Source organism: Kitasatospora cathayae (genome assembly GCF_027627435.1).
Lineage (GTDB): Bacteria > Actinomycetota > Actinomycetes > Streptomycetales > Streptomycetaceae > Kitasatospora > Kitasatospora cathayae.
Map to the genome: position 1 here is coordinate 4,646,887 of NZ_CP115450.1, position 18,592 is coordinate 4,665,478.

Genomic DNA, 18,592 nt, shown 5'->3' on the forward strand with positions numbered 1-18,592 from the left:
AGTACGGAAACATTTTTGTCCGCGGCTGTCACATCGGCGGCGTGCTCCGGGTCAGTGCTGTGTCCGACCGGATCCGACCGACTCGGATCGACCAGTCACCGAATGGGGAGCACTCCAATGTCCGTCGCCCACATCGTCGTCACCGTCCTCGGCGCCCTCATGGTCGGCTTCTCGGCGTACTCCGTCTTCGCCAAGGCCGAGTACGTCGTGGGGCCCCTCGCCGAGTACGGCGTCCCGCGCGCCTGGTGGACCTGGCTCGGCGTCGCCAAGGCCGCCGGCGCCCTCGGCCTGCTGGTCGGTCTCGCCGTCCCGGCCATCGGCTACGCGGCCGCGGTCGGCATCATCCTCTACTTCCTCGGCGCGGTGATCACCGTCGCCCGCGCCCGTGCCTACGCCCACATCCCCTTCCCCCTGATCTACCTGGCCCCGGCCGTCGCCTCCCTGGCCCTCGGCCTCGCGGCCTGACCGGCTCCCCACCGCAGGGGTGGACCACCGACGGGTGGGCCGCCCCTGCGGTGACGGTGAAGGAGGTGATTCCGCCGCGCGACGGTTGGCGGCCTGATCCCGGGCGGGAGTTTGATCGGGGTGGGCCGGGGCCCGAGCGGGGGTTCGAGCAGCTGGGTCATTTCATATGACTGTTCTTGTTGTGGCGGTGCGGCGGGCTGACGGGGGGTCATCCTTGGTCCAATCGACGCGTCCAGAAAGGCTCGCCCCCCGTGACCCAGCCGTTCGAACTGCCGTCCTTCTACGTGCCGCACCCGGCGCGACTCAATCCGCACCTGGACGAGGCGCGGGCCCACTCCTCGGGCTGGGCCCGGGAGATGGGGATGCTGGAGGGATCGGGGATCTGGGAACAGGCCGACCTGGACGCCCACGACTACGGCCTGCTCTGCGCCTACACCCACCCCGACGCCTCCGCCGAGGCGCTGTCGCTGGTCACCGACTGGTACGTCTGGGTCTTCTTCTTCGACGACCACTTCCTCGACATGTACAAGCGCACCAACGACCGCAAGGCCGGCAAGGCGCACCTCGACCGGTTGCCGCTGTTCATGCCCGCCGACCCGGCGACCCCGGTGCCGGAGCCGGAGAACCCGGTCGAGGCGGGTCTGGCCGACCTGTGGCGGCGGACCGTGCCGGTGATGGGGGAGGACTGGCGGATCCGGTTCGCCCAGAGCACCCGCAACCTGCTCAACGAGTCGCTGTGGGAGCTCGCCAACATCGACGCCGGGCGGATCGCCAACCCGGTCGAGTACATCGAGATGCGCCGGAAGGTCGGCGGGGCGCCGTGGTCCGCGCAGCTGGTCGAGTTCGCGGCCGGGGCCGAGGTGCCGAAGGAGGTCTCCGGTTCGCGTGCGCTGCGGGTGCTGATGGACGCCTTCTCCGACGGCGTGCACCTGCGCAACGACATCTTCTCGTACCAGCGCGAGGTCGAGGACGAGGGTGAACTGAGCAACGGCATCCTGGTGTTGGAGCGGTTCCTGGAGTGCTCCACCCAGCAGGCCGCCGAGGCCGTCAACGATCTGCTCACCTCGCGGCTGCAGCAGTTCGAGAACACCGTGTTCACCGAACTGCCGGTGCTGTTCGCGGAGACCGGGCTCGACCCGGCGGGCCGCGCCCGGGTGATGGCGTACGTCAAGGGGCTGCAGGACTGGCAGTCCGGCGGGCACGAGTGGCACATGCGGTCCAGCCGCTACATGAACGGCGGTGGGGCGGCGGCGGGTTCGGGCGGCCGGGTGGCGCCGGGGTCGGGCGGAGAGTTGCCGGGGCTGCCGGGGTCCGGCAACTGGTGGGACCAGTACGCGATCGGCGGGATCGGGACCTCGGCGCTGGACATCCTGCGCAAGGGGAGCGGGGCGTCGGAGGCGCCGGCCGTGCGGCGGGCGCGGTCGCACGGGCACGTGCCGTTCCGGGCCGTCGGGCCGTCCCGACTGCCGCGGTTCGACCTGCCGTTCGCGCTGACGCTGAGCCCGCACCTGGACGGTGCGCGGGAGCGGGTGATCGAGTGGGCCGAGCGGGTCGGTCTGCTGGCCGATCACCCGGGAGTCCCCGGATCCGGCATCTGGGACGCCGAGTCGATGCGCGACTACGACCTCCCGCTCTGCGCGGCCGGCATCCACCCCGACGCCACCGCCGACCAACTCGACATCGCCTCGGCCTGGTTGGCCTGGGGCACCTGGGCGGACGACTACTACCCGCGGGCCTTCGGCAGCACCCGCGACCTGGCCGGTGCCAAGGCCGCCAACGCGCGGCTGCCGCTGTTCATGCCGCTGGACGGCGAGCCCGTGCCGGAGCCGGTCAACGCGCTGGAGCGCTCCCTCGCCGACATCTGGGAGCGGACCACCGGCCCGATGACGGTCGAGGCCCGGCGCACCCTGCGCGAGTCGATCGAGGTGATGACGGCGAGCTGGATCTGGGAGCTGAGCAACCAGATCCAGAACCGCGTTCCGGACCCGGTCGACTACCTGGAGATGCGCCGCTCCACCTTCGGCTCCGAACTCACCACGCTGCTCGCCCGCCTGGGCCACGGGAAGACCGTGCCGGCGGAGGTGTACCGGCACGGCTCGATGCGCGCGCTGGAGAACTCCGCGATGGACTACGCGTGCATGATGAACGACGTCTTCTCGTACCAGAAGGAGATCGAGTACGAGGGCGAGCTGCACAACGTGGTGCTGGTGGTGCAGAACTTCTTCAACTGCGACCACCCGTCGGCGCTGCGGATCGTCGACGACCTGATGCACTCGCGGCTGGACCAGTTCCGGCACGTCGCGCAGCGCGAACTCCCGGTGATGTACGAGGACTTCGAGCTCGGTACGGAGGCCCGGGAGCTGCTCGGCGGGTACGTGAAGGAGCTGGAGAACTGGCTCGCGGGCATCCTGAACTGGCACGAGGGCTGCCGCCGGTACCGTACCGAGGACCTGGAACGGCACTTCGGCGCCGAGCGGGACCTCGCGGGCGCGGTCCGGGCGCGGGCTGCGGCCGCGGCGGCCTCCGAGCCGGGTGCGGCGCCCGTCACCGGCACGGTGCCGCTCGGGCCGACCGGGCTGGGCACCGCCTCGCTGCGCGCGCCGTCCCGCGGGGCCGCCGTTCCGGCGAACTGAGACGGGCCACTCGCCACGGACGCACCACGGACGCACCACGGGCGCACCACGGGCGCACCCGCGCGGGCCGGGCCGCGCGGGTGCGCCGCGGCGTGGTTGGGCTGGCGGGTCGGGGGCCGCGCGCGCCTTCCGGCGCGCGTCCGCACCGTCACGGACGAGGGCTGAGAGATGGCTGCGCTACCTGAGGGCACACCCTGCTGGGCCGACGGACGTCCTGGGCTGGACCTTCGGCGAGGGCTCGTCGGAGTTCGGCAACTACACCCAGGCGTACTCGGGCGGGAAGGCGGTGGCCGCGATCGTGCCGCCGATGCCTGGGAGCCAGGCGCAGTCCGCCTGGTGCCTGTACCTGGCCTCGCCGGACGCCGCCGCCACCGCCGAGCGGATCCGGACCAACGGCGGCGAGGTGGTGATGGGGCCGATGCAGGTCGGCGATTTCGGCACCATGGTGATCGCCAGGGACCCGGGCGGGGTGGCGTTCGGCGTCTGGCAGAGCGGGGCCCACGAGGGCTTCGAGAAGCAGGGCGAGCCCGGTGCGTACAGCTGGGCCGAGATCGTCACCCGCGAGCCGGGCAAGGCCGACTCCTTCTTCCCGGCGGTGTTCCCGTACGGCACGCGGAAGATGGACTCCGAGCAGATCGACTACCGGATGTTCCTGGTCGGCGGCCGGCCGGTGCTGGGCCGGACGGGGGCGGCGGGCGACGTCCTGCCGCCGGAGGCGCCCTCGTACGTGAGCGTGTACTTCGCCGTGGACGACACCGACGCCGCGATCGAGCGGCTGAAGGAGCACGGCGGCACGGTCTACTTCGGGCCGGTGGACAGTCCGTTCGGGCGGTTCGCGGCGGTCGGCGACCAGCAGGGCGCGGCGTTCGGGCTGATCGACCTCGGCCGGAGGGTGGGCGAGCAGCCGTCGACCGTGGACGTCTGACGGGGGAGCGCGAGGAACTCGTCGAGACCCTGGACAAGCACCGCGGCCTGCCGCGGCGCACCGTCCGGGACCTCACCGACGAGCAGGCGGCCCGGCGGGTGCTGCTGCACCTGATCGCGGAGACCTAGCACGCCGGGCACGCGGACATCATCCGGGAGTCGCTGGACGGGGCGAAGTCCATGGGCTGAGCGGTCGATGGGCTGAGCGGTCGGAGCGCTGACGGCCCGGATTCAGGACACCTCGACGCCGAGCAGCTCGTGCAGCGCCCGGCAGCCGTCCGGGGTGACCCGCAGGGCCCGGCCGGAACCGATCCGCTCGACCCAGGCGCGGTCCAGCGCGGTGCGGCACAGCGCCGCGCCCAGCGCGCCGCCGAGGTGGCTGCGGCGCTCCGTCCAGTCCAGGCAGCCGCGCACCACCGGGCGCCCGCCGGGGCGGCCGGTGCGCGGTGGCAGTTCGATCGCCTGTGCGGCGAGCCAGTCGTGGCCGCGCTCGGTGACGGCGAGCCCGGCGTGGTCGGTGACCAGGCCGCGGGCGAGCAGGGCGTCGGCGACGGCCACGCCGAGGCGGCCGGCCAGGTGGTCGTAGCAGGTACGGGCGCGGGCCTCGGCGCTCTGCCGGGTGGCCTCGCGGAGGTTGCGGGGTGCCGGCCGGCTGTTGCGGGTGTCGGTAGGAGCGGTCGCCTCGCCCATGGCCTCGGCGAAGACGGTGAGGTCCTCGATCAGGGTCGCGACGGAGGGGGAGGCCAGCCGGACGTACCGGTGCCGCCCCTGCCGTTCCTCCGTCAGCAGCCCGCCCGCGATCAGCCGGGACAGGTGCTCGCTGGCCGTGGACGGTGCGACCCCCGCCGCGCGGGCCAGTTCGCCCGCCGTCCAGGCGCGGCCGTCCAGCAGCGCGGAGCAGAAGGCGGCGCGGGTGGGGTCGGCGAGCAGCGCGGCGAAGGCGGCGAGCGGCGAGCCCCGGTGGTCCACTGGCATGTGTCCATGGTCGGCCATGCCTCCATGGTCGACCCGGCACGGTTCGGCCGGGACCGAAACGACCCGGGGCCACGATGGCGGGCATGAGCGATCCGACCCCGCACCATCCGACCCCGCACCATCCGACCCCGCACCATCCGACCCCGCACCGTCCGGCCCCGCACGATCCGACCCCGCACGATCCGACCCCGCATGAACTGACCTTCTCCCGCTACCAGGACGTGACCGCGGCCCTGGCCGATCCGGCGCTCGTCCCGCCGCCCGCGACGCCCGGCCGGTACGGCACGGTGGCCTGGCTGCGGGCCACCGTCGCCCGGTTCAGCGCGGGCGAGCCGCACGCCCGGCGCCGGGCGCTGGTGCTGGCCGACCTGGAACGGCTGGACCCCGCCCGGCTGCGGGTCCTGGCCGCGGGCGGCTTCGAGCCGGACGTACGGCTGCGGGTGGTGCGGACGCTCGCACGGGCGCTCGGCCTGGCCGATCCGGAGGCCGTCGCGCGGGACGTGCGGGTGGTCGGCCGGGCGTACTTCGAGCCGGCGCCGGACGACCCGGCGGCGGACGCGGCGGTGGCCCGGCTGCTGCCCGCGATGGGCGACGACGACCCGGAGACGGCGGCGAACCGGATCGGCCTGCTGGTCCAGGCCTGTGACGCCACCGCCACCCTGGTCGAGCACGCCCGGCGCAGCGGCGGACCGGCCGCCGCCCTGCGGGACGATCCGCCGCTGCGGACGATGCGCCGGTTCGCCGCCCGGGCGACCGAGGTCGGCGGGGTCGCGGTCCCGGCCGGGGCGCACGTGCTGCTCGACCTCGACGCCGCCCGGGAACCGGACCGCGAGCCGCTGGCCTTCGGCGCCCCGCCCCGGCTCTGCCCGGGCCGCTCGCACGCCCTGGCGATCGCCGAGGGCATCCTGTACGGATCCTCCGACCCGGCGGACACGTCCCGGCCGCCCGCCGAGGACCACCTCGGCCAGGTCGAACTCGCCACCCTGATCCCGGAGATGATCGACCACGTGCTCGCCCTGGCGGACACCTGGACGGCCTGGGACGGGCGCCCGATCGTCAACGCCGACGGCCGAACCTACACTCCGCACAAGGCGCTTCGCCGGGTCACCGACCATCTCATCGACCACTGGGCCGAGTTGGAGGCCCGACTGGCCGGCGAGCCGCCCGCCGCCGACCACTGGCACGCCTCCGAGGTCACCACCCCGGCCGACCTGGTGCCGTTCACCGCCGCCGACCTGGACGAGGCCCGCAGCCGGCTCACCCGGCTCGGCCGGATCTGGGCCCAGCGGGTCGCCGCGCTGCCGGAACGGCAGTTGGACGACTCGCCGGGGAAGGGTTGGAGCTTCCGGCAGATCGTCTGCCACCTCGCCGGGGCCGGTGCCTACTACGTGGACTCGGTGGGTCCGATCGAGCGGCAGCGGGAGGCGACGCGATGAGCCCGCTCGACGCGATGACCCCGTTCGCCGCCCTGCACCACCGCCGCGGCCGTCCGCTGCTGCTCCCGAACGCCTGGGACCACGCCTCGGCCGCCGCCCTCGCCGCCGCCGGTCACCCCGCGATCGGCACCACCAGCCTGGGCGTGGCGGCCGCTGCCGGCCTGCCCGACGGCGCCGCCGCCACCCGCGCGGAGACCGTACGGCTGGCCCGGCGGCTGGGCCGCGACGACTACCTGCTGAGCGTCGACGTGGAGTCCGGCTTCAGCGATGACCCGGCCGAAGTAGCCGATCTGGCCGTCGAGTTGGCGGCGGCGGGCGTGGTCGGCATCAATCTGGAGGACGGCCGGCCGGACGGCACCCTGGCGCCGACCGCCGTCCACGTCGCGAAGGTCGCGGCGGTGAAGGCCGCCGTGCCGGAGCTGTTCGTGAACGCCCGCACCGACGCCTACTGGTGCGGGAGCGACGACCCCGAGCCGGAGACCGTACGGCGGCTGGACGCCTACCAACGGGCGGGCGCGGACGGCGTGTTCGTACCCGCGCTGAGCGAGCCGGCCGCGATCGCCAGGCTGGTCGGCCGGCTGTCCGTCCCGCTCAACATCCTCTGGACGCCGGGTGGTCCGGGTCTCGCCGAGCTGGCCGGGCTCGGGGTGGCCCGGGTCAGCCTGGGGTCGCTGCTGTACCGCTCGGCACTGGCGGCGGCGGTGGCGACGGCCGCCGCCGTGGCCTCGGGCGGGCCGGTCGGTCCGGTGCCCGGCTACGCCGAGGTCCGGGCGCTGAGCGGGGGTTGAGGTCCGGGCGCTGAAGGGGAGTTGAGGTTCTTCCGCGCCTGAGCGGCGGTCCGGGTTCAGGCCCTGGACCGCCTCGCCTCGATCCCGTCCAGGATCACGTTGAGGCCGCGCAGGAAGCTGCTGTCCCGGCCCGCCTCGATCTCCTCCGGCACCTGGGTGGTGTACAGCCGGTGCAGTCGCGGATGCGACTTGGTGGCCTCGATGACGGCGGGCAGCAGCTGGTTCATGAACTCCTGTTCGCCCTGGCCGCTCCTGGCCAGCGCGCTCAGCCAGGCGGCCTCCACGCAGGCGGTGCCGATGGTGTAGCCCATGGCCGCGCTCATCATGTCGTTGGCCTCGGCGAGTTCGAAGCCGGCCGCCTCCATCACGGCCAGCAGGGCTTCGGAGAGCCGCATCCAGTTGGGGCCGAGGTAGACCATCCCGACGTCGCCGATCACGGAGACCATCCACGGGTGGCGCATGATGGCCGCGCGCATGCCCTCGGTGCACTCCACGACGGCCGCGCGCCAGACCTTGGGGTCCTCGGCGCCCTCCGCGCGGGCCAGCGGGAGTTCGCCGAAGACGTGGTCGACGACCAGGGCGAGCAGTTCGTCCTTGTTGGCGACGTGGGTGTAGAGCGAGGTCGCGCCGGCGTTGAGGCGGGCGCCGAGCTTGCGCATGCTCAGCGCGTCGATGCCCTCGGCGTCCAGCAGTGCGAAGGCCTCGGTGACGATCTGCTCGCGGCTGAGGGCGGGCTGGGTCCGCCGTTTCTGCGGACGGTTCCACGGCGACGGGATGCCCGGCTGGGCGCCGGTCCGGTGCTCCGGCGGGGTGTCGTCCTCCGGCTTGGCCGTCATCTGGCTCTCCATTCCACGTGCCCCCTGGTCGGGTGCGGTCGGTCCAGCATAGGCCCCGGCGCCGCACACCGTACGGTCTTGCGAACAGTGTTCGGCCTCCGTACAGTGTTCGGCGTAGCGCACACCGTTCGGTCGGGGACGGGCGGACGGTGTGCGCCGCGAGGACTTCCGCGCGGCTGCCGCCGACGCGAGGACGTGCGCGGGGCTGCGGCCGGCGCGCCGAACCGAAGGGGGATCGCGGTGGACCGTCACCCGCGTCGCTGGCTCATCCTGGTCGTGCTCTGCCTCAGCAGCCTGGTGCTGGTGATCGACAACATGGTGCTCACGGTGTCCATCCCGCCGATAGCGGAGGACCTCAAGGCCGGGGCGCAGGACATCCAGTGGATCATCGACTCGTACATCCTGGTCTTCGCCGGGCTGTTGCTGACCTCGGGAAGCCTGTCCGACCGGTTCGGCCGACGAAAAGTGATGATCATCGGGCTGGCGCTGTTCGGCGCCGCCTCGCTGGTCGCGGCGGTCGCCTCCAGTCCCGCCGAGCTGATCGCCGGTCGTGTGCTGATGGGCGTCGGCGGCGCCCTGGTCATGCCGAGCACGCTCTCCATCCTGATCACCGTCTTCGACGACGAGGAGCGGCCCAAGGCGATCGCCGCCTGGAGCGCGGTGGCCATGATCGGCCTGGTCGGCGGTCCGGTGCTGGGCGGCGCGCTGATCGCGCACTTCTGGTGGGGCGCGGTGTTCCTGCTCAACGTGCCGGTCGCGGCGGTGGCCATCCTGGCCGCGGTCGTCCTGATGCCCGAGTCCAAGGGCCCGTGGCGCAAGCCCGACCTGCCCGGCATGCTGCTCTCGATGGTCGGCATGACCGCCCTGGTCTGGTCGATCATCGCCATCCCGCGGGACGGCTTCGCCCACGCCAACACCCTCGGCCCGCTGGCCGTCGCGGTCGTCGCGCTCACCGGCTTCGGCATCCGCCAGGTCCGCACCGACTCGCCGATGGTCCCGCTCAAGCTCTTCCGCAACCGGGTCTTCACCGGCGCGAGCTTCTCCCTCGTCCTGCTCACCTTCGCCACCGGCGGCCTGATGCTGGTGCTCACCCAGTACCTGCAGTTCGTCCTGGAGTTCACGCCCACCGACACCGGCCTGGCCTTCATCCCGCTGGCCGTCGCCTCGCTCGCCTTCAACGTGATCGGCGCCGCGCTCGGCAAGAAGCTCCCGGCCCGGGTGCTGACCTCCATCGGCATGGTGATCATCGCCGGCGGCTTCGGCCTGCTCGCCACGCTCTCGGTCGGCGACGGCTTCACCAAGGTCGCCCTGGCCATGCTGGTGCTCGGCATCGGCTCCGGCCTCGGCATGCCGGCCGCCGCCAACGCCCTGATGGGCGCTATCCCCGGCGAGCACGCCGGCGTCGGCTCCGCGCTCAACGACACCGTCCAGCAGTCCGGCGCCGCGCTCGGCGTGGCCATCCTCGGCACCGTGCTCTCCAGCACCTACACCGGCTCGATGCCCACCGACGCCCCCGCCCCCGCCCGGCACGCCATCACCGACGCCCTCGCCCTCTCCGCCGGCAGCGGCGACACCGCCCTGGCCCGGGCCGCCCGGGAGGCCTTCAACACCGCCACCTCCACCACCTTCACGGTCGGCGGGATCGCCGTCCTGGTGGCGGCGGCGCTCACCCTGGTGCTGATGCGGGGCAAGGCGGGGGCGGCGGCGCCGGCCGAAGCGGCCGAACCCGCCGTCGAGGTGGCGGCCTGAGCCCTCGTCGCACTGGCTGCGCCCCCCACCGGCCCCGGCTGCCTCGCGCAGCCGGGGCCGGTGGCGTCCGTACGGACGAGCTTGCCGCCCGGCGCACCGGGGGCTCCCGGGACGCGGTGCCCGCCCGGTCCGCGTAGCCTTCGAGGCATGTCCACCCACTACGCGGAGCGCCCGTCCCGGCTGTCCGGGGCGGTGCTGTGGACGAAGGGGACGGGAGCCGGCGGCCTGGTGCTGCCGGACGGGTGCATGGACCTGCTGTGGACGGAGGGCCGGCTGCTGGTGGCCGGGCCGGACACCCGGGCGTTCCGGCCCGGGCCGGGGCTGCGCGAGTCGTGGGCGGGCGTCCGCTTCCGGCCCGGCGCCGGGCCGGCCCTGCTCGGCGTTCCGGCGCACGAACTGCGGGACCGCCGGGTCGAGTTGGCGGACCTGTGGCCCGGCGGCGAGGTGCGGCGGATGACCGAGCGGGTCGACGCGGCACCCGACCCGGCCGTCGCGCTGGAGGGGCTGGCGCTGCACCTGGCGGCCGCGGCACGGCCCGAGGACCCGCTGGTGCGGGCGGTGGCCGCCGCGCTCGCGGCCGGGCGCGGCGTCGCGGCGACGGCCGAGGCGGTCGGGCTCGGGGCGCGGCAGCTGCACCGCCGCTCGCTGGTGGCTTTCGGCTACGGCTCCAAGACCCTCGCCCGGATCCTGCGGCTGCAGCGCGCCCTGGGGCTGGCCCGTTCCGGCGTCCCGCTCGCCGAGACGGCGGCCCGGACGGGCTACGCGGACCAGGCGCATCTGGCGTGCGACGTACGGGAGTTGGCGGGAACGCGGGCGACGGCTCTGCTGTGAGGCCGGGCTACAGCGGCGCCAGCAGGTCGACCCCGTTGCCGTCCGGGTCGCGCAGCGAGGCGTACCGCTGACCCCAGAAGGCGTTCCACGGCTCCAGCTCCCCGTGGTACCCGGCGCCGGTCAGCTCCCGGTACACCGCGTCCACGTGCGCCGGGCTCTGGCAGCGGAAGGCCAGCCCCGCCCGGGCACCGCCGGTCGGCGGCTGCCAGCCGGGGTGGAAGGAGCGGATGGTCGACTCGGCGTCGAGGACCAGGAGCAGGCCGCCGGGCAGCTCGGCCTCGACGTGTGGCTCCTGCTCGGAGCCCTCGGGGAAGGCGAGCCCCAGCCGCCGGTAGAAGGCGACCGAGGCGGCCATGTCGGAGACGGCGAGGCCGATGAAGGCGAACCGAGGTGCGGGTGTGCTGTTCATGGCGGCCACGGTAGGCGGGCGCGGGCGAGCGGTCTTGAACGAATCGGACGTGCGCGGCCGCTACCCGGGCCGGGAGTCCCGCGCCTGAGCGGCGGCCGGGCAGACCCGTTGTCAGTCGCTCCTTGTACCGTCGACCACGGCAACAGTGATGTTCACACGGGGGCGTGACGCATGTTCAGGACGGATCCGGAGACACCCGACGTCTTCCTCACGCCGGTCGACGAGGTCTTCGTCCGCAGCCACCTCGGCCGGCACCCGGAGCTCGACCCCGCCACCTGGACGCTCACCGTCGAGGGCCTGGTCGAGCGGCAGCTGCGGCTGGACTTCGGTGATCTCCAGGGCCTGCCGCAGACCGGGTTCAGCGCCGTCCACGAGTGCTTCGGCAACCCACTGCGCCCCACCGTGCCGACCCGCGCCGTCACCAACCTGCAGTGGGCAGGTGTCCCGCTCGCCGACGTGCTGGCGCTGGCCGTCCCGCTGCCGCAGGCCCGGCACGTCTGGCTGGAGGGCGCCGACCGCGGTGACTTCGCGGGGGAGAGTGGCCTGAGCTACCTCAAGGACCTGCCGCTGGACGAGGCGCGCGCCGAAGTCGTCCTCGCCCACACCATGAACGGCGAACCGCTGCGCCCCGACCACGGCCATCCGGTACGGGCGGTGGCGCCGCGGATGTTCGGCACCAACTCGGTCAAGTGGCTGACCCGGATCGTGCTGGCCGCCGAGCGCCCCGAGCACCTCTTCACCACCCGGCTGTACACCCGCGTCCTGCCGGGGGAGAGCGAGGCCCGGCCGGTCCGTGAGAAGGACGTCAGCAGCAAGTTGCTCACCCCGCGGGACGGACGGTCCGTTCCGGCCGGCGCCTGCGAACTGGCGGGCTACGCCTGGAGTTCCACCGAGGTGACGGCCGTCGAGATCGCCGTGGACGACGCCGACTGGCAGCCCGCCGAGCTGGACCGGCGCGGCCCGGGCCTCGGCTGGCAGCGGTTCCGACTCCGGCACGACCTCGCACCGGGCCCGCACCGCATCCGCTGCCGGGCCACCGACTCCGCCGGGCGGGTCCAGCCGCTCACCGGGGACCGCAACGCCGTCCACGAGATACGGGTGACCGCGGAGATCAGTGGGCGACCGGCTGGGCGGTGATCGCCGGGCGGACCTTGGTGAGCATCAGGTCGAGGAACTGGTCGGGGTGCCGGAAGCTCGCGAAGTGGCTGGCGTTCCGGATCAGCGCGAACTCCTTGACCGGGGCGGTGACCTCGTCGAAGAACCGCTTGGCCGGGGCGGGCGGGGTGAGCACGTCGCTGTCGCCCTGGAAGACGAAGAACGGGATCCGGAACTCCGTCCCCTCCGCGCGCTCGTCGAAGGCCACGGCCTCCGACTGGAGCCGCTCGGAGAACTCCATGGCCTTCAGATAGGACCGCAGGCCGCGCAGAGTGTGCAGGGGTGAGAACCAGAGCGAGCGCATCACCACGGTCTTCATGGTGTCGTAGGAGAGCGGGTCGCTGGTGAGGACCAGCTTGTTGTACTCGGCGACGTCCTTGGTGGTCCACGTCGAGCGGTCGGCGCCCATCGCCAGGGCGGTGGCGAGCTCCTTCTCCTTCTTCCGGCCCGCTGCTCGCAGCCGGTCGAGGAGGGCATCGTAGGCGGTGCGCTCCCGGCCGCCGTCGATGATGTTCTGGTCGGTGCCGACGTAGCCGGAGTACAGCTCGGGGTGGTTGCGGGCCAGCCGCAGGCCGAGGACGGTGCCGAAGGAGTTGGCGACCAGCAGCAGCCGGTCGACGCCGAGCCGGGCCCGCAGGTGCTCGGTGACCTCCAGGGCGTCGCGGTACAGCTGCGGGTAGCTGAGCTCGCCCTGCCCGTCCGGGCCGCCGGCGGCGAAGGTGAAGCCGGCGCCGCGCATGTCCCAGCGGACGATCGTGAAGTGCTCCTCCCAGACGTGGGTGCGGGGGAGGAAGACCAGGTTGGAGGCGCCGGGGCCGCCGAGGATCTCCAGGATGACCGGGTTGCGGCGGTCCTCGCCGCGGATGGAGACCCACTGGTCGATGCCGCCGATCCGGACGAAGCCGGATTCCTCGATGCCCGTCGGGGCGGTGATCCGCAGCCGCTCGGCGAACGCGGCGCGCTTGAGCTGCCGGTAGCCCAGCAGTCCGGCGACGGGAGTGGCGAGGGTGGCGGCGGAGACGGTGGCGATGGTGGCGATGGTGGCGAGCATGGCGTATCCCCCAAACTGTTTAGCTCATCAGCAGATGCGTTTAAGGTATATACAGTTCTGAGGCGCTGTCAACGGGCGGTGCCCGGAACCTGCTGAGGACCGTCGAGAGGGAGGCTGGGATGGCCAGGGAGAAGGCGCGCGACCTGCGCGCGGGCGTCGCACTGCTGTGGGGTGAGCAGGGCCAGCCGACCCGGGGGCCCAAGCCGAGCCTCACCCCCCAGCGCATCGCCGCCGCCGCGGTGGTGATCGCCGACACCGAGGGGCTGGACGCCGTCTCGATGAACAAGGTCGCCGTCGGGCTCGGCGTCTCGGCGATGGCGCTCTACCGCTACGTGCCCGGCAAGGCCGAACTGGTCGAGCTGATGGTCGAGTCCGTCCTCGCCGAGGCCCCCGACCTGTCGACGGCCGGGCCCGGCTGGCGGGAGCGGATCACCGCCTGGGCTCGCCGCTCCGCGGAGATCCACCGCGCCCACCCCTGGCTGCTGGCGGTCACCGCCATGCGCCGCCAGCTGATGGGCCCCAACCAGCTCGGCTGGCTCGACGCCGCCCTCGCCGCCCTGGAGCCCAGCGGGCTGACCGCGGCCGAGCAGCACCGGGTGTTCGTCCTGGTCGCGGGCCTGGTGCGTACCCTCGCCCAGCAGGACGCCGACTTCGACGAGCAGCACAGCGCGGAGTGGAACCACCTCACCGGCGAGCTGCTGGAACGCCACGCCGACCGCTTCCCCACCCTCACCCGGGCCATCGCCGCCGGGGCCTTCGCCCCCGACCCGGTCGACCCGCTGGAGTTCGGGCTCGCCCGGATCCTCGACGGGATCCAGCTGCTCCTCGACCAGCCGACGAAGCCCGCGTAGCGCGCCGAAGGCCGGACCGCTCCACAGCGGTCCGGCCTTCCGACGGATCGCGCTCCTCTACGGCGAGCGGCCGCGCCGACTGTGCCGCACCACCGAGGCCCGCACCCAGCTCCGGGCCGCCCTGGACGGGTTCGAGCAGCTCGCCGCCGCACCCTGGGCCGACCGCGCCCGCGGCGAACTCCGCGCCACCGGCGCGACCACCGCCCGCGTCACGGCGATCCGTCCTGCCCGCCGTGGGCCTCGCGCGTGCGCGTCTTCGGGCAGGGTGGCAGCGTGGAGGAGGGGACCCGGACGCGCGGGGACAGCCCGGATGCACACAGGGAGCATGCCCTTGAGCAAGGCACAGGACGGACCGGGGGAACACCGGTCCGCCTGGGCACGGCTGCGCTCGCGGCTGCGGGTGCGCAGTGTCGCCGGTCAGGTGTTCCTGTGGCTGCTGGCCGTCGTGGTGCTGCTGGTCGGCGCGGCCCTGACGACGCTCATCCTGCAGGCCCACAGCTTCGCCACGAGTGATGCGGCGCACAGCACGCGCGCTGCGGCCGTCACGTTGTCGCGCTATCCCGGGTTGGCGGCTGCTCTCGACAGCGCCGATCCGACCGCGGTGCTGCAGCCGCTGGCGGTGGACGTGCAGAAGAGCGGCGGTTTCGACTACATCGTGATCTTCGGCACCGACGGGACCCGCTACGCCCAGACCGCCCATCCCGAGCTGATCGGAAAGCACGTCTACGGCGACTACGAACCAGCCCTGAAGGGGCCGTACACCGTGACCGAGAACATACCGCTGGGACCCGACGTGGACACCACCGTGGCGATCACCAGGCCGGACGGTTCGGTCGCCGGTTTCCTCTCGGTGGGGTACTACGTCAAGAACACGGGCGGCGCGGTGGGCCGGCAGCTGCCGGTCCTGTTCGGCGGTGCGGCGGCCGCGCTCGCCGTGGGCACCGGCGGGGCGGTGCTGGTGCGGCGGCGGCTGCGCCGCCAGACCCACGGCCTGGGCCCGGCCGAGATGACGCGGATGTACGAGCACCACGACGCGGTGCTGCACGCGGTACGTGAGGGCGTGCTGATCGTCGGCGGGGAGGGGCGCGTACTGCTGGCGAACGACGAGGCCCGGCGGCTGCTGGAGCTGCCGCCCGAGGTGGAGGGGCGACCGGTCGCCGAGCTGGGGCTCGATCCGGGGCTGGCCGAGCTGCTGGTGTCGGGGCGGGCCGCCACCGACGAGGTGTACCCGGCCGAGGATCAGCTGCTCGCGGTGAACAACCGCCCCACCGCGCCGTTCGGCGGCGGAGCCGGCAGCGTCGCGACGATCCGGGACACCACCGAGCTGCGGGCGCTGGCCGGGCAGGCCGAGGCGGCCCGGGCCCGGCTGCAGCTGATCTACGACGCCGGGCTGCGGGTCGGCACCACCCTGGACGTGGAGCGGACCGCCCAGGAGCTGGTCGACGCGGTGGTGCCGCGCTTCGCGGACTTCGCCACCGTCGAGCTGGCCGAGGCGGTGCTGCGCGGTGACGAGCCGCTCCCGGGCACGGGCGTCGCGGGAGGCCCGCGGATCCGCCGGGTGGCGGTCGGCGGCATCCGCGAGGACTGGCCGTTCTACCCGGTGGGCTCGCAGATCAGCCCGCTGCCCGGCACACCGGAAGAGACCGCCCTGAGGAGCGGGCGCGCCGCGCTCGCCGCCGACCTGCGCCGGGCGCAGGCCTGGCGGGCACGCGACCCGCGGACCGCCGACCGGATCCTCGCGTACGGGGTCCACTCGCTGATCTCCGCGCCGCTCAAGGCGCGCGGCCTGGCCCTGGGCACGGCCACGTTCTGGCGCGCGGGGGAGTCCGAGCCGTTCGGGCAGGAGGACGTCACCTTCGCCGAGGAACTGATCTCCCGCGCCGCGATCAGCATCGACAACGCCCGCCGCTACACCCGCGAGCACCGGATGGCCGAGGCGCTGCAGCGCAGCCTGCTGCCCCGCGGACTGCCCGAGCAGAGCGCCCTGGAGGCGGCCTACCGCTACCTGCCGGCACTGCACAGGGTCGGCGGGGACTGGTTCGACGTCATCCCACTGCCCGGCTTCCGCGTGGCACTGGTCGTCGGCGACGTCGTCGGCCACGGCCTGCACGCCGCCGCCACCATGGGCCGGCTACGCACCGCCGTCCTCAACTTCGCCGCCCTCGACCTGCCCCCGGACGAGCTGCTCGCCCGCCTCGACGAACTGGTCGCCCACCTCGACCAGGGCGAACCCGTCGAAGACGACGAGACGGGGACCGTCACGGGCGCCACCTGCCTGTACGCGATCTACGACCCGGTCTCCGGACACTGCGCCATGGCACGGGCGGGCCACCCCCCGCCCGTACTGGTCCGCACCGACGGCGGCGTGGAGTTCGTCGACCTGCCCGCCGGCCCGCCACTCGGCGTGGGCGGCCTGCCCTTCGAAACCACCGAACTCCAGCTGGCCCCAGGCACCCTCCTGGTCCTCTACACCGACGGGCTGGTCACGAACCGCGAGCGCGACCTGGAGACCGGACTCGCCGCGCTGCTCCGCTCCCTGGCGCAGGCCCGTGCCGACGCATCCCCCGAGGAGATCTGCCGGGCCGTGTTCGACGCGCTGGTCCCGCCGCGTCCGAGCGACGACATCGCCCTCCTCGTCGCCCGCACCCGCCTGTTCGAGCCGTCCCAGGTGGCCACCTGGGACGTGCCGTACGAGTTCGCCGCCGTCTCCCGCATCCGCAACGCATGCGGCGGACAGCTGACCGTCTGGGGCCTGGAGGAACTGGGCTTCACCGCCGAGCTGATCCTCAGCGAGCTGATCACCAATGCCCTCCGTTACGGCGCCGAGCCGATCCGCGTCCGCATGCTGCGCGACACCAGCCTGGTCTGCGAGGTCTCCGACGCCAGCAGCACCGCCCCCCACCTGCGCTACGCCGACGCCACGGACGAGGGCGGCCGGGGCCTGTTCCTGGTGGCCCAGCTGGCCGAGCGGTGGGGGACCAGGTACACGGCCCGCGGCAAGGTCATCTGGTCCGAGCAACCGCTGACCGCACCCGAGTTCCAGTTCGAGGCGATGCTGCTGTAGGGCGGGCCTGCGTGGTGGAGGTGGTCTCGCTTCCTGATCAGGCGACACGGGGAGGGCGGTGGCGCCGGGTGACCACCAGGATGGCCATGTCGTCGTTGCGTTTGCCCTCGGTCCAGTGGCCGACGTCTTCGGTGAGGGCGTCCACCACTGCATCGGGGTCACTGAACCGCCTGCGCATGCGCTCCGAGGCGAGTGGATCGTAGAAGGTCCCCCGCTTGTCCCGCGCCTCGGTGACACCGTCGGTCACCAGCAGCAGCGAGGCCCCCGGCGGCAGCCGCACGACATCGGCAGGCGCGGGGCCGTCAGGAGTGAGATCGCCCAGCCCCAGGCCGAGGGGCAGCTGCGGGACGGCCGGATCGAGCCGCACGAGCTGTCCGTCGTGAATCAGGTACGGGGGCGGATGCCCGTGGTTCACCAGGCTCAGTGTCTCGCCGTCGGGGGACACCTCGGCCAGCACGGCGGTGATGAAGCCCTCCATGGCGGGCACCGGGCCGTGTCGGGCGGTGTCCTTGTTCACCGCCTCGTCCATCCGCTGTCCCAACGTGACCAAGGTGGGAGCGGACTCGGCCTCATGACGGAAGATTCCGATCGCGATCGACACGGCGGCGACGGCCGCAATGCCTTTGCCCCGCACATCGCCGATGATCATCCGCACCCCGAACGGCGTCTCCTGCACTGCGAAGAAGTCACCGCCGATCCGTGCCTCGGCCTGCGCCGCCGTGTACCCCGCAGCCACGGCCAGCGGCCCGACCACCCCCGGTGGCTCCGGGAGTACCGCCCGCTGGACCCTCTCCGCGACGTCCCTGGCCAGTGCCAGATCGCGCCCTTGCCGCACGATCAGCCGGTTGATTGCGAGAGCCAGCACGCCGATCACGCTGACCACGGCGAGATCGACGAGCAGTGGTGTCGCCGGGCGCCCGCGTTCGAGGTCCACCGACACCGAGACCACGCACGTGACACACACGACGGCGAGCGCGGAGCGGAAGGAGAGTGTGGCACCCGCGATGAGCGGTGCGGCTGCCAGCAGCGGGAGTCCCGTGTACGGCTGAGGCGCGAAACGGTCCAGCAGGAGGCCGGCCACGAGGACCAGCGCCGCCAGCATCCACGGCACCTTCGCCAGCGTGGGTCGCAGGACTTTCACGGTGCATCTCCCGTCCCGGCCGATCAAGGCCCAGAGCGCAGGCTTCGGCCACCCTGTCACATCACGGGCTCACCCGATCTTTCGGACACGCTGATGGTCGCTGGCGGGGCTCGCCACCCGAAACCGGGACCACGGGACGACGAAGGCGGAGGATACGAGATTCGAACTCGTGAGGGGTTGCCCCCAACTGTTCGTCCGGGAGTCCGGGGGCGTTCGTCAGCGTCCTGACCTGCGACGAGACGACCGACGGACGCCCACCCGGACGGCTGTGAACACAGGCGAAT

General features: G+C 73.3%; 15 protein-coding genes and 1 pseudogene. 11 read left to right on the forward strand and 5 right to left on the reverse strand.

Annotation, left to right across the window (positions count from 1 at the left end; genetic code table 11):
* The first annotated feature begins 117 nt into the window (after positions 1-117).
* The 4 genes and pseudogenes from O1G21_RS20650 to O1G21_RS20665 form a co-directional block, all read left to right on the forward strand.
* Positions 118-465 carry a DoxX family protein gene (locus O1G21_RS20650; RefSeq protein ID WP_270145930.1) on the forward strand — a complete coding sequence of 116 codons (348 nt, stop codon included), beginning with the start codon at positions 118-120 and terminating at the stop codon, positions 463-465.
* A gap of 251 nt (positions 466-716) precedes the next feature.
* Positions 717-3,098, forward strand: coding sequence for a terpene synthase family protein (locus O1G21_RS20655; protein WP_270145932.1), 2,382 nt, complete (start codon positions 717-719; stop codon positions 3,096-3,098).
* A gap of 214 nt (positions 3,099-3,312) precedes the next feature.
* On the forward strand, positions 3,313-4,023 hold the full coding sequence (locus O1G21_RS20660) for a VOC family protein (RefSeq protein ID WP_333493562.1): 711 nt from the start codon (positions 3,313-3,315) through the stop codon (positions 4,021-4,023).
* Between the two features lie 86 nt (positions 4,024-4,109).
* Positions 4,110-4,211 (forward strand): annotated as a pseudogene (locus O1G21_RS20665) (mycothiol transferase); the annotation flags it as partial.
* 42 nt (positions 4,212-4,253) lie between these two features.
* Here O1G21_RS20665 and O1G21_RS20670 read toward each other — a convergent pair.
* Positions 4,254-4,997: an ArsR/SmtB family transcription factor gene (locus O1G21_RS20670; RefSeq protein ID WP_270145934.1), complete on the reverse strand. Its 744-nt coding sequence runs from the start codon at positions 4,995-4,997 to the stop codon at positions 4,254-4,256.
* Positions 4,998-5,080: 83 nt separating this feature from the next.
* Here O1G21_RS20670 and O1G21_RS41425 point away from each other — a divergent pair, with 83 nt between their 5' ends.
* Together O1G21_RS41425 and O1G21_RS20685 are read left to right on the forward strand one after the other, a co-directional pair.
* The gene (locus tag O1G21_RS41425; protein ID WP_333493483.1) at positions 5,081-6,433 is read left to right on the forward strand and encodes a cytochrome P450 family protein; all 1,353 of its coding nucleotides are present in this window, start codon (positions 5,081-5,083) and stop codon (positions 6,431-6,433) included.
* Positions 6,430-7,221, forward strand: coding sequence for an isocitrate lyase/PEP mutase family protein (locus tag O1G21_RS20685; protein WP_270145936.1), 792 nt, complete (start codon positions 6,430-6,432; stop codon positions 7,219-7,221). The genes O1G21_RS41425 and O1G21_RS20685 overlap by 4 nt, the downstream gene beginning before the upstream one ends.
* A gap of 56 nt (positions 7,222-7,277) precedes the next feature.
* Here the strand turns inward: O1G21_RS20685 and O1G21_RS20690 are convergent, their stop codons facing one another.
* The gene (locus tag O1G21_RS20690) at positions 7,278-8,057 is read right to left on the reverse strand and encodes a TetR/AcrR family transcriptional regulator (protein WP_270145938.1); all 780 of its coding nucleotides are present in this window, start codon (positions 8,055-8,057) and stop codon (positions 7,278-7,280) included.
* 240 nt (positions 8,058-8,297) lie between these two features.
* Here O1G21_RS20690 and O1G21_RS20695 point away from each other — a divergent pair, with 240 nt between their 5' ends.
* Positions 8,298-9,806, forward strand: coding sequence for an MFS transporter (locus tag O1G21_RS20695; protein ID WP_270145940.1), 1,509 nt, complete (start codon positions 8,298-8,300; stop codon positions 9,804-9,806).
* Positions 9,807-9,953: 147 nt separating this feature from the next.
* A complete protein-coding gene (locus O1G21_RS20700) occupies positions 9,954-10,637 on the forward strand; it encodes a DUF6597 domain-containing transcriptional factor (protein WP_270145942.1) in 684 nt (227 codons plus the stop codon).
* Positions 10,638-10,644: 7 nt separating this feature from the next.
* On the opposite strand, the gene O1G21_RS20705 is transcribed toward O1G21_RS20700, so the two are convergent.
* Positions 10,645-11,046: a VOC family protein gene (locus tag O1G21_RS20705; protein ID WP_270145944.1), complete on the reverse strand. Its 402-nt coding sequence runs from the start codon at positions 11,044-11,046 to the stop codon at positions 10,645-10,647.
* A gap of 171 nt (positions 11,047-11,217) precedes the next feature.
* On the opposite strand from O1G21_RS20705, the gene O1G21_RS20710 reads away from it, so the two are divergent.
* The gene (locus O1G21_RS20710) at positions 11,218-12,183 is read left to right on the forward strand and encodes a molybdopterin-dependent oxidoreductase (RefSeq protein WP_270145945.1); all 966 of its coding nucleotides are present in this window, start codon (positions 11,218-11,220) and stop codon (positions 12,181-12,183) included.
* Here the strand turns inward: O1G21_RS20710 and O1G21_RS20715 are convergent.
* The gene (locus O1G21_RS20715) at positions 12,158-13,252 is read right to left on the reverse strand and encodes an alpha/beta fold hydrolase (protein WP_270145947.1); all 1,095 of its coding nucleotides are present in this window, start codon (positions 13,250-13,252) and stop codon (positions 12,158-12,160) included. The two genes, O1G21_RS20710 and O1G21_RS20715, sit on opposite strands and share 26 nt — an antisense overlap.
* A gap of 119 nt (positions 13,253-13,371) precedes the next feature.
* Here O1G21_RS20715 and O1G21_RS20720 point away from each other — a divergent pair, with 119 nt between their 5' ends.
* The gene (locus O1G21_RS20720) at positions 13,372-14,103 is read left to right on the forward strand and encodes a TetR/AcrR family transcriptional regulator (RefSeq protein WP_270145949.1); all 732 of its coding nucleotides are present in this window, start codon (positions 13,372-13,374) and stop codon (positions 14,101-14,103) included.
* 325 nt (positions 14,104-14,428) lie between these two features.
* A complete protein-coding gene (locus O1G21_RS20725) occupies positions 14,429-17,167 on the forward strand; it encodes a SpoIIE family protein phosphatase (protein ID WP_405000684.1) in 2,739 nt (912 codons plus the stop codon).
* Positions 17,168-17,204: 37 nt separating this feature from the next.
* Here O1G21_RS20725 and O1G21_RS20730 read toward each other — a convergent pair whose 3' ends face one another.
* Positions 17,205-18,308 (reverse strand): PP2C family protein-serine/threonine phosphatase, encoded by a 1,104-nt coding sequence (locus tag O1G21_RS20730; protein ID WP_333493484.1) that lies wholly within the window; start codon positions 18,306-18,308, stop codon positions 17,205-17,207.
* Positions 18,309-18,592 lie beyond the last annotated feature (284 nt).